The following is a 23,416-nucleotide window of genomic DNA, read 5'->3' as shown; positions in this document are numbered from 1 at the left end:
CCTCATTGATATCCGCCAGCAATAGGCCATGATGCGGCGCCGCGGCACTATGCCAAGTGGCGCCGGACCGTTAGTCTTGACGTATCTGACCGAGGATTCCCGATGATTGACGGTTTTTCCCAGCGCACCCCGCAACAGGCCCTTGCCGCCCTGCTCGACCGCTATGCGCCGCAGCGCCTGCTATTGATAGGTGAGCGATTTCCCGCCCTGGAGGCTTTCGCCCAGGCGCATCCCCAGGTACAGATCGCCGTGGCCAGCCCCGGCCCGCTGCCGACAGAGCTGGCGGCGCAACGCTTTGACCTGGCATTGCTGGTCGATTGCCTTGAGCACCTGAGCAAACGCGATGGCCTGCAATTGCTCGGTGGCATCCGTAATCTCAATGCCAGCCGCGTGGCAGTGCTGGCCGATCTGAGCGCCTGCGGCTGGCAAGAGACCGACTTTTTCGCCCTGGCCCTTCAGACCAGTGAAAAATTCCAGCGTGATTCGCAGGTTCTGAACCTGTTCACCTATGATCTACGTGAATACAAACAGGTCCCGGACTGGCTCAACGCCAAGTTCTGGGCCAACCCGGAAAATTTTGGCAAGTACTGGTGGTGAAGTAATGAGTGTCTCGGTTTGTCCCTGCGGTAGCGGCGATCTGCTTGATACCTGTTGCGGGCATTATCACGCAGGGCTCCCCGCCCCCGATGCGCAGACCCTGATGCGTTCGCGCTACAGCGCCTATGTGCTGGGGCTGGTCGACTACCTGGTAGCGACAACCCTGCCAGTGCAGCAGGCCGGGCTCGACCGCGAGGCGATCAAGGCCTGGAGCCAGCAAAGCACCTGGCTGGGCCTTGAGGTGGAAGGCGCCGAGGTGTTCGGTGGCAAGCCTGAACACGCATTCGTGACCTTTACCGCCCGCTGGCACGACAACGACGGCGAACATTGCCACCGCGAACGCTCGGCCTTCGTCCAGAACCAGGGCCGCTGGTACTTCATCGACCCGACCGTCGGCCTCAAGGCCACGCGCAACGATCCCTGCCCGTGCAACAGCGGGCAGAAATTCAAGAAGTGCTGTTCCAGTTACCTGGGTAGCTGAGCCTGATGGCCCGCCTGCTGCTGCTCGGTGTTCTGTTCCTGCAACTGGTGGGCTGCGCCAGCTGGCTGGACGGTGACTATCAGGACCCGCAGGTACACCTGCTCAAGGTGGAACCCGTGAAGATGCGCCTGCTGCAACAGGAGTTCGTGCTCCATGTGCAGGTCGACAACCCCAACGACAGCCGACTGTTCATCCGTTACCTGAGCTACAAGGTGCTGATCAACGACCTGCCGCTGACCGAAGGCGAGGCCAGCCTGTGGCGCAGTGTCGGCCCCCACGCGCGGCGCACCTTCAAGATCCCGGTGCGCACCAACCTCTGGCAGCAGGTCAAACCCCTGGCAAAACTGCTCAAAGGCACTGAAGGCCCTTTGCGCTATCGCCTGGAAGGCGAACTGAGCAGCGGATTATTCTTCGCCCGCGACCTGCACTTGTCGCGCAGTGGTGAGATAATTCCCGGCGATCTTATTCCGGAGTAACCCAAGATGACCCAGCAACCCCATGTCCATGGCCCTGACTGCAACCACGATCATGATCATCACGACCATGACCATGGCCATGTACACGGCCCGCACTGCAACCACGGCCACCAGGAGCCGGTGCGTAACGCCCTGAAGGACGTCGGTCGCAACGATCCGTGCCCATGCGGCAGCAGCAAGAAGTTCAAGAAGTGCCACGGCGCCTGATCGCGGCCTTTTAATAGTGGTCGCCGCTTGCGCAGCGCGCAGGTGCGACCGCTAGCCGGGCTTGACGCCTCGTCAGCTCGCGAAAATAAAGGCTGCGCCCCGCTTGCATGGCGTGATCGCGCTCACTAACGTAGCGCCTTTTACGCCACGCCCTGCAGGAGCCTGATCATGGCCGCGCCAGCCTTTCCCCCTTTTCCTCCCCGGTTCGGCGTAGCCGCTGTGATGCTCGGGCTGCTCAGCCTGGGCGGCTGCCAGATGGCCGGCCAGCGTGACAGCGTGCTGCCCAGCTCCGGCGTACAGCCGCTCAAGGGCCTGGCGCAGAACGTTTCGGTGCGCCGCAACGCCATGGGCATGCCGCTGATCGAGTCGAGCAACTTCCACGACGCTCTGTTCGCCTTGGGCTATATCCACGCCGGTGACCGAATCGGCCAGATGGTCGGCATGCGCCTGCTGGCGCAAGGCCGCCTGGCGGAAATGGCCGGCGCCGATGTGCTGGAAGTCGACCGCCTGATGCGCGCGGCCAACCTCAAGGCCAGTGCCAACCAGCTGTACGCCGATGCCTCGCCACGCCTCAAGCGCTTCTTTGAGGTGTATGCCCGCGGTGTCAACGCCTATATGTTCCGCTACCGCGACAAGCTGCCGGCGCCATTGGCGCAAAGCGGCTACCGCCCGGAATACTGGAAGCCCGAGGACTCGGCGCTGATCTTCTGCCTGTATAACTTCAGCCAGTCGGTCAACCTGCAGGAAGAACTCGCCGCCCTTGGCCTGGCGCAAAAAGTCGGTACCGACAAACTGGCCTGGCTGCTGCCCAGCTACCCTGACGAGCCCCTGGCCGTGGCCGAAACCGACAAGCTCAAAGGCCTCAACCTGAACACTCAGCTCGCGGGCCTGGCGCCACTGACGGCAGTCAGCGAGCAATTGGCCGCGCTCAACTTGCTCGGCACGGCCGGTTCCAGCAACTGGGTAATTGCTCCGCAGCGCAGCCGCAGCGGCAAGAGCCTGATGGCCAGCGATACCCTTGGCGCCTGGGCGATGAGCCCGGTACAGATCCGTTCGCCCAAGTACCAGGCCGCTGGCGTGTCGATTGCCGGCCTGCCGCTGGTGCTCTCGGGCTACAACGGCAAGCTGGCCTGGAGCACCAGTGCAGTGATGGCCGACAACCAGGACCTGTTCCTGGAAAAGCTGCGCAAGGAAGGCAGTCGCCTGATGTACCAGGCCGACGGCAAGTGGCTGCCGGCCCAGGCCCGCAACGAAACCTTCTTCATCCAGGGCCAGCGCCCGCTGCGTGAAACCCTGTACGACACCCGCCACGGCACCCTGCTCGGCCAACCACAGAATGCCAGCCTGGGCCTGGCCCTGCGCATGCCTGAGCTCAAGGGTGACCAGAGCCTGGACGCCTTCTTCAACCTGTCGCGGGCGCAGAACGTCGAGCGTGCCTTCGACAACACCCGCGAGATTGGCGCCGCAGCGCTGAACTTCGTGTTTGCCGACGCCAGCAACATCGGCTGGCAAGTCAGCGGGCGCTTCCCCAACCGCCGCGAAGGCCAGGGCCTGCTGCCTTCGCCTGGCTGGGACGGCCGCTACGACTGGGACGGTTACGCCGACCCGATGCTCCACCCCTACGACCAGGACCCGCCCCAGGGCTGGATCGGCAATGCCAACCAGCGCAGCGTGCCCAAAGGTTACGGCATGCAGCTGTCCAACAGCTGGTACTACCCCGAGCGTGCCGAGCGCCTGGCGCAACTGGCCGGCAATGGCAAACATGACAGCCGTAGCCTGATGCTGATGCAAAGCGACCAGACCACGCTGTTTGCCGACAAACTGAAAAAGATGTTCGAAGCCCCCGGCATGGCCCAGCCGCTGAAGCAGGCGATCGACGCCCTGCCTGCCGATCAGCGCACCAAAGCCCGTGAGGCCTACACCCGGTTGATGGCATTCGACGGCCGCCTGAGCAGCACCTCGGCAGATGCCGCCCTGTATGAACTGTTCCTGCAGGAAAGCGCAAAACTGACTTTCCTCGACGAACTGGGCCCCGAATCCAGCCCGACCTGGCAGGCCTTCGTCGGCAACGCGCGGTTGTCCTATTCAGCCCAGGCCGACCACCTGCTCGGCCGCGAAGACAGCCCGTTCTGGGACGATCAGAAGACCGCGCAAAAAGAAGACAAGCCGACCATCCTCGCCCGCAGCCTGGCTGCGGCGGTCAATGCCGGCGAAGCGCAACTGGGCAACGATCACCGCGCCTGGCAATGGGGCAAGCTGCACCAGTACCGCTGGCCAGTGCCGACCTTCCATGGCCTGGGTGACGCGCTCAGTCGCGGCCCGCTGGCCGCTGGCGGCGACCACAGTACCCTGAACCTGGCACCTTACGCCTGGGGCAAGGACTTCAATGCTCAACTGGCGCCGTCGCTGCGCCTGGTGGTGGACTTCGGCCAGCTCGAACCGCTGCAACTGCAAAGCAGCAGCGGCCAGTCCGGTAACCCGGCCAGCCCGCACTTTGCCAATGGCCTGGATGCCTGGTTCAAGGGCCGCTACATGAGCCTGCCGCTGCAACCGCAGAACTTCGACCGCGCCTACGGCAACAAGCGCCTGACTCTGGTACCGGGCAAGTAACACGCCGTTATCAGCACGCGCAGCCGGTGCAATGCCGGCTGCGCTGATCCATATCAACAGCCCCCGCCAGCAAATCCCTTACAACGAAACTGAGGCAAGTTTCGTCACCTGCCTTTGCCTGATGAACCATAAAAACGATTGCAGCCCTGTGCCCAGGGGACCACCCCAGGCCAGGTGATTAAAGGAATAATGCAATGGCATCTGCCTTCTCCCGTCTGGCCCTGGTGGCCACGACCGTGTTCTCGTTCTCCGTACTCGCCAGTGAGCCGCCCCCGGCAGCTGCGGCCGACAGCCAACTCCTCGCCCGCGGCAAGTACATCGCCCAGCTGGGCGACTGCATTGCTTGCCACACCGCCCCGCAAGCACCGGAAATGGCCGGTGGCCTGCAACTGAAAACGCCGATGGGCACCATCTACTCGAGCAACATCACCCCCGACCCGGACACCGGCATCGGCCGCTACAGCTTCGAGCAGTTCGACACGGCCATGCGTGAAGGCGTTACCCCGGACGGCACCAACCTGTACCCGGCGATGCCCTACCCGTCCTACGCGAAAATGAGCGAAGAGGACATGCGCGCGCTCTACGCATACCTGATGCACGGCGTGACGCCGATCAGCCAGTCCAACCAGGAAGCGGACATGAGCTGGCCGTTCAACATGCGTTGGGGCCTGTCGCTGTGGAACTTCGCCTTCGTCGACACCGAGCCCTTCGAGCCCGATCCCGACAAGGATGAAGTGCTCAATCGTGGTGCTTACCTGGTCCAGGGATTGGGCCATTGCGGTGCCTGCCACACCCCACGCGGTATCGCCTTCCAGGAAAAGGCCATGAGCGACGCCGGCCGTAGCGGCAAGCACTTCCTCGCCGGCGAAACCGTGGAACACTGGCGCGCCCTGAGCCTGCGCAACCTGTGGACCGTCGAAGACACCGTGCAACTGCTCAAGACCGGGCAAAACCGTTTCGCCACGGTGTCGGGCAACATGGCCGACGTGATCCATCACAGTACCCAGCACTTCAGCGATGGCGACCTGGTTGCCATCGCCAGCTACCTGAAATCACTGCCGCCAGGCAAAGATGACCTGCCGATGCCGGATATCCCGCTGGCCGCAGCCGCTGCACCGGATGACCTGTTCAGCAGCCGCGGCGGCCTGGGCTACACCCAGTTCTGCAGTGATTGCCACCGCCCCGACGGGCGTGGGGTCAAGGGCCTGTTTCCGCCATTGGCCGGCAACCCGAGCATCGCCTCGGCCAACCCGACCTCCCTGCTGCACATCACCCTCACCGGCTGGGAAACCGCGCAAACCGCCACCCATTCGCGGGTCTACACCATGCCGGGCTTCGCCCGCCTGGCCGATGAGGAAATCGCCGAAATCCTGAGCTTCGTGCGCAGCCGCTGGGGCAACAACAGCTCGCCGATCACCGCCAAGCAGGTAAAAGCCCTGCGTGACCAGCTCAACCCGCAAACCACCGACTCGACTGCGTTTGAAACCCCGCGCCTGGCCAACCTGCTCGCCGCGGCCAATGCCGACCAGGTGATCCGTGGCATGCGCCTGCACCTGCAAACCCGTGAGCTGCTGCCGGACAACGTCGGCAACGCGCTGAACTGCACCAGCTGCCACCTCAACGCCGGCACCGTGGCCGACGGCTCGCCCTTTGTCGGCGTCTCGGCGTTCTTCCCCAGCTACGCCCCCCGGGCGGGTAAGGAAGTCACCCTTGAAGAGCGCATCAACGGCTGCTTTAGGCGCTCGATGAATGGCAAGCCAATCCCGCCACAATCGGCGGACATGCAGGCAATGGTGGCCTATTTCGACTGGATGAAGATGAACACCCTGCCGGGCGACAAAGTGGCTGGACGCGGGGTCGGCAAGATCGATACGGCGATCAAGCCGGACCTGGACAACGGCAAGCAGGTGTATGCCGAGCAGTGTGCGGTGTGCCACGGCAGCAATGGTGAAGGCCTGGCCCGTGAAGATGGCAGCCTGGTGTACCCGCCGCTGTGGGGCGATCAATCGTTCAATATCGGTGCCGGCATGGCCCGCACCTACACCGCCGCGGCGTTCGTCAAACGTAACATGCCGATTGGCTTTCACGAGAAGTTCCCGCTCGGCCAGGGCGGCTTGAGTGATCAGGAGGCGGTGGATGTCGCGGCCTGGTTCTCGCAGCAGCCACGGCCGGACTTCCCGGACAAGGTCAAGGACTGGCCCAAGGGCGGCAAGCCGGTGGATGCGCGCTACTAAGCCGTTCAGGGCCGCACTGCGGCCCATCGCTGACAAGACCCGCTCCCACTGAATGTGGGAGTTGGCCTGGAATATGGTGTGAAACTTGCTATCACTGTGTTGTCTGGCATCGACCGGTAACGGCTTTGTGCCACCCCAACACTTTGCGAATCCAAGGACACACAATGAAAAAAGCATGGCTGACGCTTTCCGCACTCGCGTTGTGTCTGGCTGCGGGGAACACCCTGGCCAAGGAATACAAGGAGCTGCGCTTCGGCGTCGATCCGTCTTATGCACCGTTCGAATCGAAGGCCGCCGACGGTACCCTGGTGGGCTTCGATATCGACCTGGGCAATGCCATCTGCGCAGAGCTCAAGGTCAAGTGCAAGTGGGTGGAAAGTGACTTTGACGGCATGATTCCGGGGCTCAAGGCCAACAAATTCGATGGCGTGATCTCGTCGATGACCGTTACCCCGGCACGCGAAAAAGTCATCGATTTCTCCAGCGAACTGTTCTCCGGCCCCACCGGCCTGGTGTTCAAGAAAGGTGCAGGCCTGACCGCCGACCCGGCCTCGCTCAAGGGCAAGACCGTCGGCTACGAACAAGGCACCATCCAGGAAGCCTACGCCAAGGCCGTGCTGGACAAAGCCGGGGTCAAGACCCAGGCCTACGCCAACCAGGACCAGGTCTATGCCGACCTGACCTCCGGGCGCCTGGATGCCTCGATCCAGGACATGCTTCAGGCTGAGCTGGGCTTTCTCAAGTCGCCCAAAGGCGCCGACTATGAAGTCAGCGAACCGGTCGACAGCGAACTGCTGCCGTCCAAGACCGCCATCGGTATCAAAAAAGGTAACACTGAGCTCAAGGCGCTCCTGGACAAAGGTATCAAAGCGTTACACGACGACGGTACCTATGCCCAAATCCAGAAAAAGCACTTCGGTGACCTGAACCTCTACAGCGGCAAATAACCCTTGTGGGAACCGGCAACGCCGGTTCCCACATGATCGCGTCCACTGGCATAGGTTCGGTTCATGTTCGAAGACCTGCTGCAGTTCCTGGGGCTCTCGGCATTCAGCTTGAAGGGCTTCGGCCCCTTGCTGCTGCAGGGCACCTGGATGACCATCAAGCTGTCCATCATGTCGCTGCTGGTCAGCGTTGGCCTGGGCCTGCTCGGCGCCAGTGCCAAGCTCTCGCCGCTGCGCCCGCTACGCCTGATCGCCCAGGCCTACACCACGCTGATTCGCGGGGTTCCGGACCTGGTGCTGATGCTGCTGATTTTCTACAGCCTGCAAACCTGGCTGACCACCCTGACCGATACCATGGAATGGGAATACATCGAAATCGACCCGTTTGCCGCCGGGGTGATCACCCTCGGCTTCATCTACGGCGCCTATTTCACCGAAACTTTTCGCGGCGCCATCCTCGCCGTGCCCCGTGGCCAGGTTGAAGCGGCCACCGCTTATGGCCTCAAGCGCCTGCAACGCTTTCGCTTCGTGGTCTTCCCGCAAATGATGCGCTTCGCCCTGCCAGGCATCGGCAACAACTGGATGGTGATGCTCAAGGCCACTGCGCTGGTGTCGATCATCGGTCTGGCCGACCTGGTCAAGGCCGCCCAGGACGCCGGCAAGAGCAGCTACCAGCTGTTCTACTTTCTGGTCGTCGCCGCGTTCATCTACCTGTTGATCACCAGCGCCTCGAACGTTGCCCTGCGCTGGCTGGAACGGCGCTATAACGTCGGCACCCGGGAGGCCATCCGATGATCGAGCTCTTGCAGGAATACTGGCGCGCCTTCCTCTACACCGACGGCACGCACATCACCGGCCTGGCGATGACCCTGTGGCTGCTCACCGCAGCCCTGGCGATCGGCTTCGTGGTCTCGATCCCGTTGTCGATCGCACGGGTTTCGCCGCGCTTCTGGGTTCGCTGGCCCGTGCAGTTCTACACCTATCTGTTTCGCGGCACGCCGCTGTATATCCAGTTGCTGATCTGCTACACGGGGATCTACAGCTTGGAAGCGGTGCGCGCGCAGCCGCTGCTCGACAGTTTTTTCCGCGATGCGATGAACTGCACCATCCTCGCCTTTGCCCTGAACACCTGTGCCTACACCACGGAGATCTTCGCCGGGGCGATCCGCAGCATGAACCATGGTGAAGTCGAGGCCGCCAAGGCCTATGGCCTGCGCGGCTGGAAACTTTATGCTTATATCATCATGCCGTCGGCGCTGCGCCGCTCGCTGCCCTACTACAGCAACGAAGTGATCCTGATGCTGCATTCCACCACGGTCGCCTTCACCGCCACCGTGCCGGACATCCTCAAGGTCGCCCGCGACGCCAACTCGGCCACGTTTCTGACCTTTCAGTCGTTCGGCATCGCCGCACTGATCTATCTGTGCGTGACCTTCGCCCTGGTAGGGCTGTTTCGCATCGCCGAACGTCGCTGGCTGGCTTTTCTAGGACCGACACACTAGGACTGATATGCATCACTCGACTCACGACATTCTGGCGCCGGTGCCCGGCATTGCCCGCCAGATCCACAGCTTCCACTTCGGCCCGCGTGGGGCCGGCAAGATCTACATCCAGGCGTCGCTGCATGCCGATGAACTGCCCGGCATGCTGGTGGCCTGGCACCTCAAGCAACGCCTGGCTGAGCTTGAGGCCCAGGGCTTGCTGCGCCGCGAAATCGTGCTGGTGCCGATCGCCAACCCGGTGGGCCTGGAACAGGTGCTCATGGATGTACCCCTGGGCCGTTACGAGCTGCAGAGCGGCGAGAACTTCAACCGCCACTTCGTCGACCTGAGCGACCAGATCGGCGACCAGATTGCCGATCACCTGAGCCAGGACCCGCAGCACAACATCGCCCTGATCCGCGAAAGCCTGCGCCGCGCCCTGGATGCCCATGCCGCCCACACCCCGCTGCAATCCCAGCGCCTGACCTTGCAGCGCCTGGCCTGCGATGCCGAGATGGTGCTCGACCTGCACTGCGACTTCGAGGCCGTGGCGCACCTGTACACCACCCCCGAAGCCTGGCCGCAGGTCGAGCCGCTGTCCCGCTACCTGGGCGCCCAGGCCAGCCTGCTGGCCACCGATTCGGGCGGCCAGTCCTTCGATGAATGCTTCACCCTGGTCTGGTGGCAATTGCAGCAGCGCTTCGGCAAACAGTTCCCGATCCCCCAGGGCAGCTTCTCGGTAACCGTCGAATTGCGCGGCCAGGGCGATGTCAGCCATCCGCTGGCCAAACACGACTGCGCGGCGATCCTCGATTACCTGATCCGCTACGGCGCCATTGAAGGCGAACCCGCCGCGCTGCCCGCGCTGAGCTACCCGGCAACGCCGCTGGCCGGGGTGGAGCCGGTGGCAACGCCGCTGGGCGGTTTGCTGGTGTTCCACGTCAAACCCGGCCAGTACCTGCAGGCCGATGAGCTGATCGCCGAAGTCATCGACCCGCTCAGCGACCAGGTCACCCCGGTACGCAACAGCCAGCCCGGCCTGCTCTATGCCCGCTCTTTGCGGCGCATGGCCACTGCCGGCATGGTTATCGCCCACGTGGCAGGCAACCAGGCCTACCGCAGCGGCTACCTGCTGTCGCCTTGAACCCTTACCTTTAGAGCCTGCGCATGTACAAACTGACCATCGAAGACCTGCACAAACGCTACGGCGAGCACCATGTGCTCAAGGGCGTTTCGCTCAAGGCCAAGACCGGCGACGTGATCTGCCTGATCGGCGCCAGCGGCTCGGGCAAGAGTACCTTCCTGCGCTGCATCAACTTCCTCGAGCAACCCAACGAAGGCAGCATGACCCTCGATGGCAAGCCGGTGCACATGACCCAGGACCACCATGGCCTGCATGTCACCGACCCGGACGAACTGCAGCGCCTGCGTACGCGCCTGGCCATGGTGTTCCAGCACTTCAACCTGTGGAGCCACCTGAGCGTGCTGGACAACATCGCCATGGCGCCGCGGCGGGTGCTGGGCGTCAGCAAACATGAGGCCGAAGAGCGCGCTCGCCGATACCTGGACAAGGTTGGCCTGGCGCCGCGGGTGGCGGATCAATACCCGGCGTTCCTCTCCGGCGGCCAGCAGCAACGGGTGGCCATCGCCCGGGCCTTGGCCATGGAGCCGGAAGTCATGCTGTTCGATGAACCGACCTCGGCCCTTGACCCGGAGCTGGTCGGCGAAGTGCTGCGGGTAATCCAGGGCCTGGCCGAAGAAGGCCGGACCATGATCATGGTCACCCACGAAATGGCCTTCGCGCGCAAAGTGGCGAGCCAGGTGATGTTCCTCCACCAGGGGCTGGTGGAGGAGCAAGGGCCGCCGGACGAGGTACTGGGCAGTCCGAAAAGCGAACGCCTGCGCCAGTTCCTCAGCGGCAACCTCAAGTAGCTGTCAGGCGACGGGTGCCGGTGGTGGCTCGTCGGGCAAGGTTGGCTCACCCGGCTCCATCGGCGGATTCTCCCCCGGTTGCGGTGAGTCAGGGGTGTCTGGATCCGGCTGACCGGGCACACCGCCTGCCTGCACGATGTGCGGGTGCGGATAGGCCAGCAGCGACCAGGCCAACACCCCAACGCTGTTGGGCTGCAGCACGGCCAGCTTGGCACTGATGGTCGGGTCGAGTTTCATGGGCTGCTCCTGGTTGACGTGCGCCTGGCGTGTTGCCAGGCGCAGTGCTTCAACTCGTTGGAGTCTGCCGGAGGCGAGGAATTCCCTCGCTTTGTCGCCTCAGGTGCGTGGCAGGGTGACGCCGCGCTGGCCCTGGTACTTGCCGCCACGATCCTTATAGGACACTTCGCACTCTTCATCGGATTCGAGGAAGAGCATCTGCGCCACGCCTTCGTTGGCGTAGATCTTCGCCGGCAGCGTGGTGGTGTTGGAGAACTCCAGGGTCACGTGCCCTTCCCACTCGGGTTCAAGCGGGGTGACGTTGACGATGATGCCGCAGCGGGCGTAGGTGCTCTTGCCCAGGCAGATGGTCAGCACGTTGCGCGGGATACGGAAGTACTCGACGGTGCGGGCCAGGGCGAAGGAGTTCGGCGGAATGATGCAGACGTCGCTCTTGACGTCGACAAAGCTGCCGGCATCGAAGTTTTTCGGGTCGACGGTCGCCGAGTTGATGTTGGTGAACACCTTGAACTCGTCGGCGCAGCGCACGTCGTAGCCGTAGCTGGAGACGCCGAAGGAGATCAGCCGGTTGTCGCTCTCACCGCGCACCTGGCGCTCGACGAACGGCTCGATCATGCCGTGTTCCTGCGCCATGCGGCGAATCCACTTGTCCGATTTGATGCTCATGGCGGGGTGTCCTGAAATTGCGTGGTGAAAAAATTCTGTGCGGCATCTTACCGGGCCCGGCGCCGGGTTCAAAGTTCCATGCAGCATCAACCGTCGGATCCCCGTATGACGGGGCCTGCACGGGGGCCCCAAGCACCGTCAGTCATGAATTATGAGAAAGCTTCACAAGACCATTGGCACGTTCTGGAAAAAGGGTTAAGGTGACGCCACTGTGCTGCACGTGTCACTGAGAATATCTACCTGATGCAAGATTTCGATCAACCCATCTTCATGAATTTTCTGCCTCTTTGCACTCAGTCTCGGCCAGGGCGTTTCCTGAGTCGTAGTTAACTTTGTCCAAGGAGACAGACCATGTCCAATCGCCAAACCGGTACCGTTAAGTGGTTCAACGATGAAAAAGGCTTCGGCTTCATCACCCCACAATCCGGTGACGACCTGTTCGTACACTTCAAAGCCATCAAAGCTGACGGCTTCAAAAGCCTGAAAGAAGGCCAAGCGGTCTCTTTCATCGCTACCCGCGGTCAGAAAGGCATGCAGGCTGAAGAAGTAGAAGTTATCTAACTTCCGCTTTACAGCTTGAAGAAAGCCCCGCCCTTAACAGGTGGGGCTTTTTTTATGCCCTGGATTTGGGCTCCATCGCGGGACAAGCCCGCTCCTACAGGAGCGGGCTTGTCCCGCGATGATTCACCTCAATCTTCGCTGATGGTGATATTCGGCATCGCCGGTGCCGCCGCTTCCTGCAACACGATCCGCGCACCGACCTGACGGGCCAGCTCCTGATAGACCATGGCAATCTGGCTTTCCGGCTCGGCAATCGCCGTCGGCTTGCCGCTGTCGGCCTGCTCGCGAATCAGCATCGACAGTGGCAGGGAGGCCAGCAGCTCGACACCGTACTGCGCCGCCAGCTTCTCGCCACCGCCCTCACCGAACAGATGCTCGGCATGGCCACAGTTCGAGCAGATGTGCACAGCCATGTTCTCGACCACGCCCAGCACCGGGATGTTGACCTTGCGGAACATCTCTACACCCTTTTTGGCATCGAGCAGCGCCAGGTCCTGCGGCGTGGTGACGATTACCGAGCCGGCCACCGGCACTTTCTGCGCCAAGGTCAGCTGGATGTCACCGGTGCCCGGCGGCATGTCGATCACCAGGTAATCGAGGTCGTCCCAGGCAGTCTGGGTCACCAATTGCAACAGCGCCCCGGAGACCATCGGCCCACGCCAGACCATCGGTGTGTTGTCGTCGGTCAGGAAGGCCATGGACATGACTTCAACGCCATGAGCCTTGAGCGGTACGAACCACTTCTGGTCGCGAATCTGTGGCCGGGTGCCTTCGGCGATACCGAACATCACGCCCTGGCTCGGGCCATAGATATCGGCATCGAGAATCCCCACCCGCGCACCTTCACGGGCCAGGGCCAGGGCCAGGTTGGCGGCGGTGGTGGATTTGCCGACACCGCCCTTGCCCGAGGCCACGGCGATGATGTTCTTGACGTTGGCCAGGCCCGGAATCTGCGCCTGGGCCTTGTGTGCGGCGATCACGCAGTTGATCTCGACCTGCGCCGAGGCAACCCCGTCGATACCTTCGACGGCGGTTTGCAGCACCTGCGCCCAGCCATTCTTGAACAGGCCGGCGGCATAGCCCAGTTGCAGCTGCACGCTAACGCGATCGCCCTGGATATCGATGGCCTGGACACAGCCGGCGCTGACCGGGTCCTGGTTCAGGTAAGGGTCGGTGTACTGGCGAAGAACGGCTTCGACGGCTGCGCGAGTGACGGCACTCATGGAGACTCCCGTGATAAAGACTGAGCAAAACAGGTCACTATGCTAACCCGTCATCCCTCCCCAGATGCGTCCATGGGGTGAAATATATTTCCCGGCGTTTTATAGTGGCCGATCACCGTTTCATCTCAAGTAGCCGAAAAAAGTAGCCGAGCCCCCATGTCCGAGCCACGTCAGATTCTCGTCACCAGCGCCCTGCCCTATGCCAATGGTTCCATTCACCTTGGCCATATGCTCGAGTACATCCAGACAGACATGTGGGTGCGCTTCCAGAAGCTTCGCGGCAACCAGTGCATTTATGTCTGCGCTGACGACGCCCACGGTTCGGCCATCATGCTGCGCGCCGAGAAGGAAGGCATCACCCCCGAGCAACTGATTGCCGCCGTCCAGGCCGAGCACAGCGGGGATTTCGCCGACTTCCTGGTCGAGTTCGACAACTTTCACTCGACCCACGCCGAAGAAAACCGCGAACTGTCGAGCCAGATTTACCTCAAGCTGCGTGACGCCGGGCACATCGCTACCCGTTCGATCACTCAGTATTTCGACCCGGACAAAAAGATGTTCCTGGCCGATCGCTTCATCAAGGGCACCTGCCCCAAGTGCGCCACTGAAGACCAGTACGGCGACAACTGCGAAAAATGCGGTGCCACCTACGCACCAACCGAGCTGAAGAACCCCAAGTCGGCGATTTCCGGCGCCACCCCGGTGCTCAAGGACTCGCAGCACTTCTTCTTCAAGCTGCCCGACTTCCAGGCCATGCTCCAGCAGTGGACCCGCAGCGGCACCCTGCAGGACGCGGTAGCCAACAAGATCGCCGAATGGCTGGATGCCGGCCTGCAGGAATGGGACATTTCCCGCGACGCGCCGTACTTCGGCTTCGAGATCCCCGGCGAGCCGGGCAAGTACTTCTACGTCTGGCTGGATGCCCCGATCGGTTACATGGCCAGCTTCAAGAACCTTTGCGCCCGGCGGCCGGAGCTGGACTTCGACGCGTTCTGGAACAAGGACTCGAAAGCCGAGCTGTATCACTTCATCGGCAAGGACATCGTCAACTTCCACGCCCTGTTCTGGCCCGCCATGCTCGAAGGCGCCGGCTACCGCAAGCCGACCGGCATCAACGTGCACGGCTACCTGACCGTCAACGGTTCGAAGATGTCCAAGTCGCGCGGCACCTTCATCAAGGCCCGCACTTACCTGGATCACCTGGCGCCGGAATACCTGCGCTACTATTACGCCTCCAAGCTTGGCCGCGGCGTCGACGACCTCGACCTGAACCTGGAAGACTTCATCCAGAAGGTCAACTCCGACCTGGTTGGCAAGGTGGTCAACATCGCCAGCCGCTGCGCCGGCTTCATCCACAAGGGTAACGACGGCGTCATGGTGGCCGGCGACGTCGCACCTGAACTGACCGAAGCCTTTCTCGCCGCCGCCCCAGGCATCGCCGAAGCCTACGAAGGCCGCGACTTTGCCCGCGCCATGCGCGAAATCATGGCCCTGGCCGATCGGGCCAACGCCTGGATCGCCGACAAGGCACCGTGGTCGCTGGCCAAGCAGGAAGGCAAGCAGGACGAAGTCCAGGCAATCTGCGCCCAGGGCATCAACCTGTTCCGCCAGTTGGTGATCTTCCTCAAGCCGGTGCTGCCAGTGCTGGCCGCCGACGCCGAGGCGTTCCTCAACGTCGCGCCGCTGACCTGGGCTGACCACCAGACCCGCCTGAGCAACCACCAACTCAACCCGTTCAAGGCACTGATGAGCCGTATCGACCCAGCCAAGGTCGAAGCCATGACCGCCGCGTCCAAGGAAGACCTGGCCGCCAGCCAGACCAGCGTTGTCACCGGCAACGGCGAACTGGCCAAGGACCCGCTGTCGGCGGAAATCGACTTCGACACCTTCGCCGCCGTCGATCTGCGGGTTGCCCTGATCCTCAAGGCCGAAGCCGTGGAAGGCGCCGACAAGCTGCTGCGCCTGACCCTGGACATCGGCGATGAGCAGCGCAACGTGTTCTCCGGGATCAAGTCGGCCTACCCGGACCCGGCCAAGCTCGAAGGTCGCCTGACCATGATGATCGCCAACCTCAAGCCACGCAAAATGCGTTTCGGCATCTCCGAAGGCATGGTCATGGCTGCAGGCCCCGGCGGTGAAGAGATCTACCTGCTCAGCCCTGACAGCGGCGCCAAGCCGGGCCAGCGCATCAAGTAAGGCTCACGCCCCGGCCGATTACGGTCGGGGCGTTCTCATCCTCGCGTCATTGCCGGATAATGGCGGACAGCCTCAGCATTCGGCCCCCTCATGAGCGAATTTTTCCTGGCCCTGGTCAGCGCCGCGCTGATCAACAACCTGGTCCTGCACCAGGGATTGGCCATCGACCCCTTGCTGCGCAGCGCCACCGATCAGCGTCGGCGCCGGATGCATGCGTTGGGCCTGGCGACCTTGCTGCTGCTGGTATTGGCGGTCGGGCTTGGGCAACTGATTTTTCGCCTGGCGCTGCGGCCCCTGCAGCTTGAGTATCTGCGCTTGTTCGTGTTCCTGCCGCTGTGCGTACTGCTGATCAAACCGCTGCTCAACCTGCTGACACGCCTGCTGCCGACCCTGCCCTTCGATGGCTTGCTGCCCTTGCTGCTGACCAACGTGGCGCTGCTAGGCTTGAGCCTGCAGGCCAGTGAAGGCGGTTACGGCATTACGCAAACCCTGGGCTGGAGCCTGGGCGGCGGCCTGGGTTTGTGGCTGGCCCTGAGCCTGTTCAGCGACCTGCGCCAGCGCAGCGACAACGACGACATCCCCGCGGCCTTTCGCGGCCTGCCGATCGAGCTGATCGGCGCTGGCGTAATGGCCATGGCGTTTCTCGGTTTCAACGGATTATTCAACCCATGAGCCTGATTCAACGCATCGACGCCCTGCTGCCGCAGACCCAATGCGGCAAGTGTGGCCACCCTGGTTGCAGGCCTTATGCCGAAGGCCTGGCGGCGGGCGAAGCGATCAACAAGTGCCCGCCCGGAGGCGGCGAAACCATCGCCGCACTGGCCCAGCTACTGCAAGTGCCGGTGATCGAACTGGACCATGAGCGCGGCCGTGCACCGGCGCAGGTCGCCTATATCCGCGAAGCCGAATGCATTGGCTGCACCAAATGCATCCAGGCCTGCCCGGTGGACGCCATTATCGGCGCGGCAAAGCTGATGCACACCGTGATCAGCGCAGAATGCACCGGCTGCGACCTGTGCGTGGCGCCCTGCCCGGTGGACTGCATCGACCTGCTGCCACTGACCACCGCCAGCAAGGTGGTGCCGATTGTCGGCGGCCTGGCCCAGGACGCCGCAGCCCTCGTAGCCCGCAGCCACAAGCGCAACCATGCCCGGCGTCGCTTTGAGCAGCGCAACAACCGCCTGCAGCGCGAAGAAGCCCGCAAGCAGGCCGAACGCCTGGCTCGCAGCCAGCGTGCAGCCAGCGCCACTGCCGCCACCCCGAGCGCGGTTGTCCTCGACCCGATCAAGGCCGCCATCGAACGGGTCAAGGCGCAGAAAGCCGCAGCCGCCGATGCTGCGCTCAAGCAGGCAAAAATCGCCGCAGCCATGAGCCGGGCACAACTGAGCAAGGCCCGCAGCGCCTTTGGTGATGCACCCAACGAGGCCCAGCAAGCACAATTGGTAGAACTTGAGCGCGAAGCGCAACAGGCCCAGGCCCGCCTGCAAGCGCTACAACCGGCAGCCGGCGATGGCCGTGGCTGATAACAGTGAGCGCCTGCGCAGCACCATGGCCCTGGTGCTGCTGGCCTGTGCGCCCGGGTTGCTGACCCTGCTTTGGCTGCATGGCTGGGGGCTGCTGCTGAACTTGCTGCTGTGCGCCAGTGCGGCGCTGGCAACCGAAGCTGTGCTGCTGAAACTGCAACAAAGACCGAGCTTGCCGGCACTCAACGACGGCAGCGCATTGGTCACTGCCGTTCTGCTGACCGCAGCACTGCCCGCCTACGCCCCCTGGTGGCTGCCAATGATTGCTGCCAGCAGCGCCATTGCCTTGGGCAAACAACTTTACGGCGGGGTCGGCAAGAACCTGTTCAACCCCGCGATGGTTGGCTATGCACTGGTGTTGCTGACATTCGCGCAGCATATGACCCAGTGGCCGGTGACCCAGGTGCTGGGCCTGGCAGACACGCTGCAACAGGTGTTCGGGCTTGATCTGGGCAACCGGCCCGATGCCTGGGCGCAAGCGACGGTACTGGACGGCCTGCGCAACAACCGCAGCCTGACCATCGATGAGCTGTTCGCCAGCCACCCGGGCTTTGGGCACGTTGGCGGCCGCGGCAGCGAAGCGGTCAACCTGGCCTTTCTGCTCGGCGGCTTGCTGCTGTTACAACGCAAGGTCATCAGCTGGCACGCCCCGGTCGGCCTGCTGGCCAGCCTGTTCGTGGTCAGCCTGCTGTGCTGGAACGGCTCGGGCTCGGACTCCAATGGCTCGCCACTGCTGCATCTGCTGTCCGGCTCGACCATGCTGGCGGCGTTCTTCATCGTCACCGAGCCGGTATCAGGGCCGAAAAGCCCCAAAGCCAAGTTGCTGTTTGGCGTCGGCGCGGGCTTGCTCATCTATCTGATTCGGACCTGGGGCAGCTATCCGGACGGCGCCGCATTCGCGGTACTGCTGATGAATCTCTGCGTCCCCGCGCTGGAGCGCTGGGCTGAACGTGGGCAGACGCCATGAATACTTCAGCGCTACGCTCCACGCTGCTATTACTGACCCTTGCCGTGCTGGCCATCGGCGCCACAGTACTCTGGCAGCAGTTCACTGCCCCGCGCATCACTGCCGCCGAGCAACAGCTCAAGGCCCAGCGCTGGCTGAGCGTGCTGCCAGCACAGAGCTACGACAACCAACCGCTTCAGCAGCCCCTGCACCTGGGCGCCGCCGCCCTTGATCACAGTCGCCTGCTCGCAGGCTTTCTGGCGACCCTCAAGGGCCAACCCCACGCCGTTGTACTGCATAGCCAGACCCAGGGCTATGGCGGCCGGCTGGACCTGCTGATTGCCATTGATGGGGGTGGTCGCCTGATCGGCGTCAAGGTGTTGCAGCAACAAGAAACCCCAGGCCTGGGCGGCCAGCTGGTTGAGCCCGGCAATACCTGGCTGCAAGGTTTTGTCGGCAGCATCCGGCAAACCATGCCGGATGCGGCCTGGGCGCTCAAACGTGACAGCGGCCAGTTCGATCAACTGGCCGGCGCCAGCGTCACCTCCCGCGCAGTCATTCAGGCGACTCACGATGCCCTGCGCTATTTCGACGAGCATCGCCAACAGCTGCTCACTGGAGGCAACGATGAATAGGCAATGGCTCGCGGCCGTAAGCCTGGCGCCCCTGCTGGGAGCCACCCAGACATTGCTGCAGGCCAGTGCCATTGCGCTGCTGAGCGTGCTGATCATCGGCCTGCACCGGCTGTGCATGACACCGCTGCGCAAGCTGCTGAACACCAGCTACAGCCTGTTCGCCAGCGTGCTGCTGGCAGCCTTGCTGGTCACCTGCCTGGAGCTGGGCCTGCGCGCCTGGGCTTTGCCGCTGGCGTTGACCCTGAGCCCCTATCCGGCGTTGATCGCCGTACAATGCCTGGTATTCGAGTTAGCCCTGGGTCACGATGCCCGCTGGCGTAGCGCTGCAACCACACTGGCAGTATTTGCCTCGCTGTGCATTGCCATGGGGCTAACGCGCCAGTTGCTGGGCGAGTCAGCCAACCTGCGTCTGGCCAGCTTGTCGCCCGGCGCCCTGATTCTCCTGGGCCTGATACTGGCCCTGTATAACCGGGTTTGCCAACGGCGAGCCCCTTCACGTCGTCAAGGAAAGCTTTGACCCCATGAATGCCGCCAAACGCCTGGAAATCTTTCGCAGGCTGCATGAAGACAACCCCGAGCCGAAAACCGAGCTGGCCTACACCAACCCTTTCGAACTGTTGATTGCAGTCATCCTCTCGGCCCAGGCTACCGACGTCAGTGTGAACAAGGCCACGGCCAAACTGTACCCGGTCGCCAATACCCCGGAAGCGATCTACGCGCTGGGCGTTGAAGGTCTGTCGGCGTACATCAAGACCATCGGCCTGTACAACAGCAAGGCAAAAAACGTCATCGAAACCTGCCGCTTGCTGGTCGAACAGCATGGCAGCCAGGTACCGGAAACCCGCGAGGCGCTGGAAGCCCTGCCCGGGGTTGGCCGCAAGACCGCCAACGTGGTGCTTAACACTGCCTTCCGGCAAATGGCCATGGCCGTCGACACGCATATCTTCCGGGTCAGCAACCGCACCGGGATCGCGCCGGGCAAGACCGTTCTGGAGGTCGAAAAGGCCTTGATGAAGTTTGTGCCCAAGGCTTATCTGCTCGATGCCCACCACTGGCTGATCCTGCATGGGCGCTATGTATGCCAGGCGCGCAAACCCCGTTGCGGAAGTTGCCGGATCGAAGATTTGTGCGAGTACAAGCAGAAAACCTCGGACGATTGAGCGGATAGTGAAAACACGGCTCAGCCGATTGAAAAAATCTTTTTTACCCGGTCAAAATTTCTCGCTATAAGGTGCGCCAATGGCCCTCTTGGCTTGGAGTGACTTATGAGCACCGATAAAGAAGACCTGGATGTAGATGTAGTAGACGACATCGACCCGGTAGATGAGGAACCTCAGGTTGAAGTGGCGAAAACCAACCTGAGCAAACGCCGCACCATCGATAACCTGCTGGAAGAGCGTCGCCTGCAGAAACAGCTGGCTGACTACGACTTCGATCTCTAAAGGATCGATACCGATGAAGCACAAAAGCCTCCTAGCTGGAGGCTTTGTTGTTTCTGGGCATTTCAAACCAGGCCGTTGCGCTGGGCCAGTTCGATCAGGTCGACCAGCGAGCGAGCATTGAGCTTGAGCAACAGACGAGTTTTGTAAGTGCTGACCGTCTTGTTGCTGAGGAACATGCCGTCGGCGATTTCCTTGTTGGTCTTTCCCCGGGCAAGCTGCTGCAGAACCATCATCTCCCGACCCGACAGACGCTCGACCATGTCCGCCTCGCTCGAGCCGCCAAGGTTCGAGCGCACGGAATGCAATGCCTGATTGGGGAAATAGCTGTAGCCGCACAGCACCGCTTTTATGGCACTGAGCAATTCGGTGGGATTCTGCTGTTTACAGACGTAGCCCGCTGCACCCGTCTGCATGCAGCGCATGGAAAAATGCCCTGGTGCCTGGGTGGTCAGCACCAGCACCTTGATACAGGCATTGTTGGCGGTCAGCCTGGCCATCACTTCAAGGCCGTCAAGCTTGGGAATGCCGATGTCCAGAATGACGATATCGGGACCATGCTCGCGCGCGAGCTGCAATGCGTCCACACCGTTATCGGTTTCGGCAATGACTTCGTAACCATGCCGCTCCATCAATATACGTACAGCCAGGCGAATGACCGGATGATCATCCACGATCAGGACTTTATTCATGGGCAAAGTATTCATGGAAATCCATTTGTTCGCTGTTCTATTTTGAGTTCGCACAATAGCCTAGTTATACGACATATCGTATTGCGCTGCTAACAACCAGATGCACACAAGGACACCACCTACAAGCTTCAGGGAATTTTCCTACAAACCAGGCGAGCCATTAACTCTAGAAAAGTCATCCCCGACCGACATCTCAAGCCAGTTAAATGCGTCTTGAACAAAGGTAGCACTAGAAAAAGAAACCGCCTATGAAACCCGGCCTTAATATATGAAGGAAAAGTCCTATAGCGCTGTTTGATAAAAACACTAACATCCTGCAATGTAAAACTGTCTTACATGCTTCACGGGATACTTTACCAACCGGAGAAATGCGCCACGCTGCCTGCCCCCCAGACAGGCATGCTAAACCTGCAGCAATATAGAACCGGCGTCGCTGAGCGCAAGGGTAACTGCATGAGTAAAATCGAGCCGAAAAGCCCGCTGACGATCATTGCGATCTTTGCTGGCATCATCGAAGCGTCGGCGCTAGCCTCTCTGCCGTTTCTCGGGGAGGACAGCCAGGGTATTTACACGTGGTTTCTGGTGGGGTTCCCATTCTTCCTCACGGTATTGTTTTTTCTGACTTTGAACTTCAATTACAAATCCCTTTATTCTCCCGAAATCAGCGACTCATCTGCAGTCGACCTGCCTGCGCCTGCGCCGATAGCACTTCAGATTGAATCCCCTCCCAGCGACGTCGCCGACACGTGTTCGCCAAACACGCCTGTTGAAAGGGTTAATGCCTTACATGTGCTTCCAGATATTTCGGAGTTGAGCACGGTGACCATTGAATTTCGCGGTCCTGCTGCAAGCCAATTAATAGAATACTTCGCACTACAAGCAATTAAGCCCACGCGCTTGCCTTGCAACAAGTGGATCTTGAGCAACCTCGACACGGGCGCGCAAATCACCCTGACGAGGCAATCGATGAACAAGGCCTAACGCTACCTGCTGCCAATCGACAGGCAAAAAAAACCCCGGCAAGCCGGGGTTTCTTCGAACAACAAGCATCAGACCAGCTTGCGGCCCTTGTTGGCTGCAATACGCATGCGCAGGGCATTGAGCTTGATGAAGCCCGCTGCATCCGCCTGGTTGTACGCGCCGCCGTCCTCTTCGAAGGTGGCAATGTTGGCGTCGAACAGCGAATCGTCGGACTTGCGGCCAGTGACGATGACGTTGCCCTTGTACAGCTTCAGGCGCACGACGCCGTTCACGTTGACCTGCGAAGCGTCGATCATCTGTTGCAGCATCAGACGCTCCGGGCTCCACCAGTAGCCGGTGTAGATCAGGCTGGCGTACTTGACCATCAGCTCATCTTTCAGGTGAGCGACTTCGCGGTCCAGGGTGATCGACTCGATCGCCCGGTGGGCGCGCAGCATGATGGTACCGCCAGGGGTTTCGTAGCAGCCGCGGGACTTCATGCCGACGTAGCGGTTTTCAACGATGTCCAGGCGACCGATGCCGTTCTCGCCGCCAATGCGGTTGAGGGTGGCCAGTACGGTGGCCGGCGACATTTCAACGCCGTCCAGGGCAACGATGTCGCCGTTGCGGTAGGTCAGTTCCAGGTAGGTTGGAACGTCCGGGGCGGTTTCTGGCGACTTGGTCCAGCGCCACATGTCTTCTTCGTGCTCGGTCCAGGTATCCTCCAGCACGCCGCCTTCATAGGAGATGTGCAGCAGGTTGGCGTCCATCGAGTACGGCGACTTTTTCTTGCCGTGGCGCTCGATCGGAATACCGTGCTTCTCGGCGTAATCCATCAGCTTTTCACGGGACAGCAGGTCCCATTCACGCCATGGCGCAATGACCTTGACGCCTGGCTTGAGCGCGTAGGCGCCCAGCTCGAAACGGACCTGGTCGTTGCCTTTGCCGGTGGCGCCATGGGAAATGGCATCGGCGCCGGTTTCGTTGGCGATTTCGATCAGGCGCTTGGCGATCAGCGGACGAGCGATGGAAGTACCCAGCAGGTACTCGCCTTCGTAGACGGTGTTGGCACGGAACATCGGGAACACGAAGTCGCGTACGAACTCTTCGCGCAGGTCATCGATGTAGATTTCCTTGACGCCCATGGCCTGAGCCTTGGCGCGGGCCGGTTCGACCTCTTCGCCCTGTCCCAGGTCAGCGGTGAAGGTCACCACTTCACAGTTGTAGGTATCCTGCAGCCACTTGAGAATCACCGAAGTATCAAGGCCGCCGGAATACGCCAGTACGACCTTTTTTACGTCCGCCATGCCATCACTCCACGGGGTTGTACGGAAAGCCGTCGATTCTACCGGCCTTGCGACAAAATTTACAGTGGG

Annotated in this window: 25 protein-coding genes and 1 pseudogene; 21 read left to right on the top strand and 5 right to left on the bottom strand. The window is 61.7% G+C overall.

Going from position 1 to position 23,416, the window contains the following annotated elements:
* Window positions 1-102 precede the first annotated feature (102 nt).
* The 11 genes from F8N82_RS03545 to F8N82_RS03495 all read left to right on the top strand — a co-directional run bounded on the left by F8N82_RS03545 (window position 103) and on the right by F8N82_RS03495 (window position 10,962).
* Window positions 103-597 (top strand): DUF6231 family protein, encoded by a 495-nt coding sequence (locus tag F8N82_RS03545; protein ID WP_038999142.1) that lies wholly within the window; start codon window positions 103-105, stop codon window positions 595-597.
* Between the two features lie 4 nt (window positions 598-601).
* Entirely contained in the window at window positions 602-1,078 is a 477-nt protein-coding gene (locus tag F8N82_RS03540; RefSeq protein ID WP_038999141.1) for a YchJ family protein, read from the top strand.
* A 5-nt stretch (window positions 1,079-1,083) separates the two neighbouring features.
* Entirely contained in the window at window positions 1,084-1,554 is a 471-nt protein-coding gene (locus tag F8N82_RS03535; RefSeq protein WP_038999140.1) for an LEA type 2 family protein, read from the top strand.
* 6 nt (window positions 1,555-1,560) lie between these two features.
* Window positions 1,561-1,761, top strand: a complete 201-nt coding sequence (locus F8N82_RS03530) for an SEC-C metal-binding domain-containing protein (RefSeq protein WP_010221064.1) — start codon at window positions 1,561-1,563, stop codon at window positions 1,759-1,761.
* A 168-nt stretch (window positions 1,762-1,929) separates the two neighbouring features.
* Window positions 1,930-4,371 (top strand): penicillin acylase family protein, encoded by a 2,442-nt coding sequence (locus F8N82_RS03525; RefSeq protein WP_095162279.1) that lies wholly within the window; start codon window positions 1,930-1,932, stop codon window positions 4,369-4,371.
* A 194-nt stretch (window positions 4,372-4,565) separates the two neighbouring features.
* On the top strand, window positions 4,566-6,605 hold the full coding sequence (locus F8N82_RS03520; RefSeq protein WP_038999137.1) for a c-type cytochrome: 2,040 nt from the start codon (window positions 4,566-4,568) through the stop codon (window positions 6,603-6,605).
* Between the two features lie 164 nt (window positions 6,606-6,769).
* The gene (locus F8N82_RS03515) at window positions 6,770-7,552 is read left to right on the top strand and encodes a transporter substrate-binding domain-containing protein (RefSeq protein ID WP_038999135.1); all 783 of its coding nucleotides are present in this window, start codon (window positions 6,770-6,772) and stop codon (window positions 7,550-7,552) included.
* Between the two features lie 63 nt (window positions 7,553-7,615).
* Entirely contained in the window at window positions 7,616-8,344 is a 729-nt protein-coding gene (locus F8N82_RS03510) for an ABC transporter permease (RefSeq protein ID WP_038999133.1), read from the top strand.
* A complete protein-coding gene (locus tag F8N82_RS03505; protein WP_038999132.1) occupies window positions 8,341-9,051 on the top strand; it encodes an ABC transporter permease in 711 nt (236 codons plus the stop codon). Before F8N82_RS03510 ends, F8N82_RS03505 begins: the two co-directional genes overlap by 4 nt.
* Before the next feature lie 7 nt (window positions 9,052-9,058).
* Window positions 9,059-10,174: a succinylglutamate desuccinylase/aspartoacylase family protein gene (locus F8N82_RS03500; protein ID WP_038999131.1), complete on the top strand. Its 1,116-nt coding sequence runs from the start codon at window positions 9,059-9,061 to the stop codon at window positions 10,172-10,174.
* 23 nt (window positions 10,175-10,197) lie between these two features.
* Window positions 10,198-10,962: an ABC transporter ATP-binding protein gene (locus tag F8N82_RS03495; RefSeq protein WP_038999130.1), complete on the top strand. Its 765-nt coding sequence runs from the start codon at window positions 10,198-10,200 to the stop codon at window positions 10,960-10,962.
* A 3-nt stretch (window positions 10,963-10,965) separates the two neighbouring features.
* On the opposite strand, the gene F8N82_RS03490 is transcribed toward F8N82_RS03495, so the two are convergent.
* The gene (locus tag F8N82_RS03490) at window positions 10,966-11,199 is read right to left on the bottom strand and encodes a hypothetical protein (RefSeq protein WP_038999129.1); all 234 of its coding nucleotides are present in this window, start codon (window positions 11,197-11,199) and stop codon (window positions 10,966-10,968) included.
* 99 nt (window positions 11,200-11,298) lie between these two features.
* A complete protein-coding gene (gene dcd, locus F8N82_RS03485; RefSeq protein ID WP_028943496.1) occupies window positions 11,299-11,865 on the bottom strand; it encodes a dCTP deaminase in 567 nt (188 codons plus the stop codon).
* 351 nt (window positions 11,866-12,216) lie between these two features.
* Between dcd and F8N82_RS03480 the strand changes: the two genes are divergently transcribed.
* On the top strand, window positions 12,217-12,426 hold the full coding sequence (locus F8N82_RS03480) for a cold-shock protein (protein ID WP_010221054.1): 210 nt from the start codon (window positions 12,217-12,219) through the stop codon (window positions 12,424-12,426).
* 128 nt (window positions 12,427-12,554) lie between these two features.
* On the opposite strand, the gene apbC is transcribed toward F8N82_RS03480, so the two are convergent.
* A complete protein-coding gene (apbC, locus tag F8N82_RS03475; protein WP_038999127.1) occupies window positions 12,555-13,649 on the bottom strand; it encodes an iron-sulfur cluster carrier protein ApbC in 1,095 nt (364 codons plus the stop codon).
* Between the two features lie 156 nt (window positions 13,650-13,805).
* Between apbC and metG the strand changes: the two genes are divergently transcribed.
* The 8 genes and pseudogenes from metG (at window position 13,806) to F8N82_RS03435 (ending at window position 20,391) form a co-directional block, all read left to right on the top strand.
* Complete coding sequence (metG, locus tag F8N82_RS03470; protein WP_038999126.1) at window positions 13,806-15,845, top strand: methionine--tRNA ligase; 2,040 nt, start codon at window positions 13,806-13,808, stop codon at window positions 15,843-15,845.
* Between the two features lie 90 nt (window positions 15,846-15,935).
* Complete coding sequence (locus tag F8N82_RS03465) at window positions 15,936-16,517, top strand: Rnf-Nqr domain containing protein (protein WP_038999125.1); 582 nt, start codon at window positions 15,936-15,938, stop codon at window positions 16,515-16,517.
* Window positions 16,514-17,350, top strand: a pseudogene (gene rsxB / locus F8N82_RS03460) (electron transport complex subunit RsxB); the annotation flags it as partial. The gene F8N82_RS03465 and the pseudogene rsxB, both read left to right, overlap by 4 nt.
* A gap of 4 nt (window positions 17,351-17,354) precedes the next feature.
* A complete protein-coding gene (locus tag F8N82_RS03455) occupies window positions 17,355-18,335 on the top strand; it encodes an RnfABCDGE type electron transport complex subunit D (RefSeq protein WP_038999123.1) in 981 nt (326 codons plus the stop codon).
* Window positions 18,332-18,949 (top strand): RnfABCDGE type electron transport complex subunit G, encoded by a 618-nt coding sequence (locus tag F8N82_RS03450; protein WP_038999122.1) that lies wholly within the window; start codon window positions 18,332-18,334, stop codon window positions 18,947-18,949. Before F8N82_RS03455 ends, F8N82_RS03450 begins: the two co-directional genes overlap by 4 nt.
* Window positions 18,942-19,466 (top strand): Rnf-Nqr domain containing protein, encoded by a 525-nt coding sequence (locus F8N82_RS03445; protein ID WP_038999121.1) that lies wholly within the window; start codon window positions 18,942-18,944, stop codon window positions 19,464-19,466. The genes F8N82_RS03450 and F8N82_RS03445 overlap by 8 nt, the downstream gene beginning before the upstream one ends.
* Before the next feature lie 4 nt (window positions 19,467-19,470).
* Complete coding sequence (gene nth / locus F8N82_RS03440) at window positions 19,471-20,109, top strand: endonuclease III (RefSeq protein WP_038999119.1); 639 nt, start codon at window positions 19,471-19,473, stop codon at window positions 20,107-20,109.
* Between the two features lie 105 nt (window positions 20,110-20,214).
* Complete coding sequence (locus F8N82_RS03435; RefSeq protein WP_038999118.1) at window positions 20,215-20,391, top strand: PA3496 family putative envelope integrity protein; 177 nt, start codon at window positions 20,215-20,217, stop codon at window positions 20,389-20,391.
* 62 nt (window positions 20,392-20,453) lie between these two features.
* On the opposite strand, the gene F8N82_RS03430 is transcribed toward F8N82_RS03435, so the two are convergent.
* A complete protein-coding gene (locus tag F8N82_RS03430; RefSeq protein ID WP_038999116.1) occupies window positions 20,454-21,080 on the bottom strand; it encodes a response regulator transcription factor in 627 nt (208 codons plus the stop codon).
* Window positions 21,081-21,533: 453 nt separating this feature from the next.
* Here F8N82_RS03430 and F8N82_RS03425 point away from each other — a divergent pair, with 453 nt between their 5' ends.
* Entirely contained in the window at window positions 21,534-22,061 is a 528-nt protein-coding gene (locus tag F8N82_RS03425) for a hypothetical protein (RefSeq protein ID WP_224793710.1), read from the top strand.
* A gap of 68 nt (window positions 22,062-22,129) precedes the next feature.
* On the opposite strand, the gene F8N82_RS03420 is transcribed toward F8N82_RS03425, so the two are convergent.
* The gene (locus F8N82_RS03420; RefSeq protein WP_038999115.1) at window positions 22,130-23,347 is read right to left on the bottom strand and encodes an argininosuccinate synthase; all 1,218 of its coding nucleotides are present in this window, start codon (window positions 23,345-23,347) and stop codon (window positions 22,130-22,132) included.
* Window positions 23,348-23,416: the final 69 nt, after the last annotated feature.

The organism is Pseudomonas fluorescens, assembly GCF_902497775.2.
GTDB classification, from domain to species: Bacteria; Pseudomonadota; Gammaproteobacteria; order Pseudomonadales; family Pseudomonadaceae; genus Aquipseudomonas; species Aquipseudomonas putida_F.
The sequence above is the reverse complement of the archived record's forward strand: the minus strand, read 5'-3'. Positions and strand labels throughout refer to the sequence as shown.

Excerpts from the sequence above, each read along its gene's own strand:
- F8N82_RS03445 (WP_038999121.1), top strand. The coding sequence starts at position 18,942 with ATGAATAGGCAATGGCTCGCGGCCGTAAGCCTGGCGCCCCTGCTGGGA.
- metG (WP_038999126.1), top strand. The coding sequence starts at position 13,806 with ATGTCCGAGCCACGTCAGATTCTCGTCACCAGCGCCCTGCCCTATGCC.
- F8N82_RS03500 (WP_038999131.1), top strand. The coding sequence starts at position 9,059 with ATGCATCACTCGACTCACGACATTCTGGCGCCGGTGCCCGGCATTGCC.
- F8N82_RS03425 (WP_224793710.1), top strand. The coding sequence starts at position 21,534 with ATGAGTAAAATCGAGCCGAAAAGCCCGCTGACGATCATTGCGATCTTT.
- apbC (WP_038999127.1), bottom strand. The coding sequence starts at position 13,649 with ATGAGTGCCGTCACTCGCGCAGCCGTCGAAGCCGTTCTTCGCCAGTAC.
- F8N82_RS03490 (WP_038999129.1), bottom strand. The coding sequence starts at position 11,199 with ATGAAACTCGACCCGACCATCAGTGCCAAGCTGGCCGTGCTGCAGCCC.
- F8N82_RS03495 (WP_038999130.1), top strand. The coding sequence starts at position 10,198 with ATGTACAAACTGACCATCGAAGACCTGCACAAACGCTACGGCGAGCAC.
- F8N82_RS03505 (WP_038999132.1), top strand. The coding sequence starts at position 8,341 with ATGATCGAGCTCTTGCAGGAATACTGGCGCGCCTTCCTCTACACCGAC.
- F8N82_RS03520 (WP_038999137.1), top strand. The coding sequence starts at position 4,566 with ATGGCATCTGCCTTCTCCCGTCTGGCCCTGGTGGCCACGACCGTGTTC.
- F8N82_RS03420 (WP_038999115.1), bottom strand. The coding sequence starts at position 23,347 with ATGGCGGACGTAAAAAAGGTCGTACTGGCGTATTCCGGCGGCCTTGAT.
- F8N82_RS03530 (WP_010221064.1), top strand. The coding sequence starts at position 1,561 with ATGACCCAGCAACCCCATGTCCATGGCCCTGACTGCAACCACGATCAT.
- F8N82_RS03480 (WP_010221054.1), top strand. The coding sequence starts at position 12,217 with ATGTCCAATCGCCAAACCGGTACCGTTAAGTGGTTCAACGATGAAAAA.
- F8N82_RS03540 (WP_038999141.1), top strand. The coding sequence starts at position 602 with ATGAGTGTCTCGGTTTGTCCCTGCGGTAGCGGCGATCTGCTTGATACC.
- F8N82_RS03450 (WP_038999122.1), top strand. The coding sequence starts at position 18,332 with ATGAATACTTCAGCGCTACGCTCCACGCTGCTATTACTGACCCTTGCC.
- dcd (WP_028943496.1), bottom strand. The coding sequence starts at position 11,865 with ATGAGCATCAAATCGGACAAGTGGATTCGCCGCATGGCGCAGGAACAC.
- F8N82_RS03430 (WP_038999116.1), bottom strand. The coding sequence starts at position 21,080 with ATGAATAAAGTCCTGATCGTGGATGATCATCCGGTCATTCGCCTGGCT.
- F8N82_RS03545 (WP_038999142.1), top strand. The coding sequence starts at position 103 with ATGATTGACGGTTTTTCCCAGCGCACCCCGCAACAGGCCCTTGCCGCC.
- nth (WP_038999119.1), top strand. The coding sequence starts at position 19,471 with ATGAATGCCGCCAAACGCCTGGAAATCTTTCGCAGGCTGCATGAAGAC.
- F8N82_RS03525 (WP_095162279.1), top strand. The coding sequence starts at position 1,930 with ATGGCCGCGCCAGCCTTTCCCCCTTTTCCTCCCCGGTTCGGCGTAGCC.
- F8N82_RS03515 (WP_038999135.1), top strand. The coding sequence starts at position 6,770 with ATGAAAAAAGCATGGCTGACGCTTTCCGCACTCGCGTTGTGTCTGGCT.
- F8N82_RS03535 (WP_038999140.1), top strand. The coding sequence starts at position 1,084 with ATGGCCCGCCTGCTGCTGCTCGGTGTTCTGTTCCTGCAACTGGTGGGC.
- F8N82_RS03465 (WP_038999125.1), top strand. The coding sequence starts at position 15,936 with ATGAGCGAATTTTTCCTGGCCCTGGTCAGCGCCGCGCTGATCAACAAC.
- F8N82_RS03435 (WP_038999118.1), top strand. The coding sequence starts at position 20,215 with ATGAGCACCGATAAAGAAGACCTGGATGTAGATGTAGTAGACGACATC.
- F8N82_RS03455 (WP_038999123.1), top strand. The coding sequence starts at position 17,355 with ATGGCCGTGGCTGATAACAGTGAGCGCCTGCGCAGCACCATGGCCCTG.
- F8N82_RS03510 (WP_038999133.1), top strand. The coding sequence starts at position 7,616 with ATGTTCGAAGACCTGCTGCAGTTCCTGGGGCTCTCGGCATTCAGCTTG.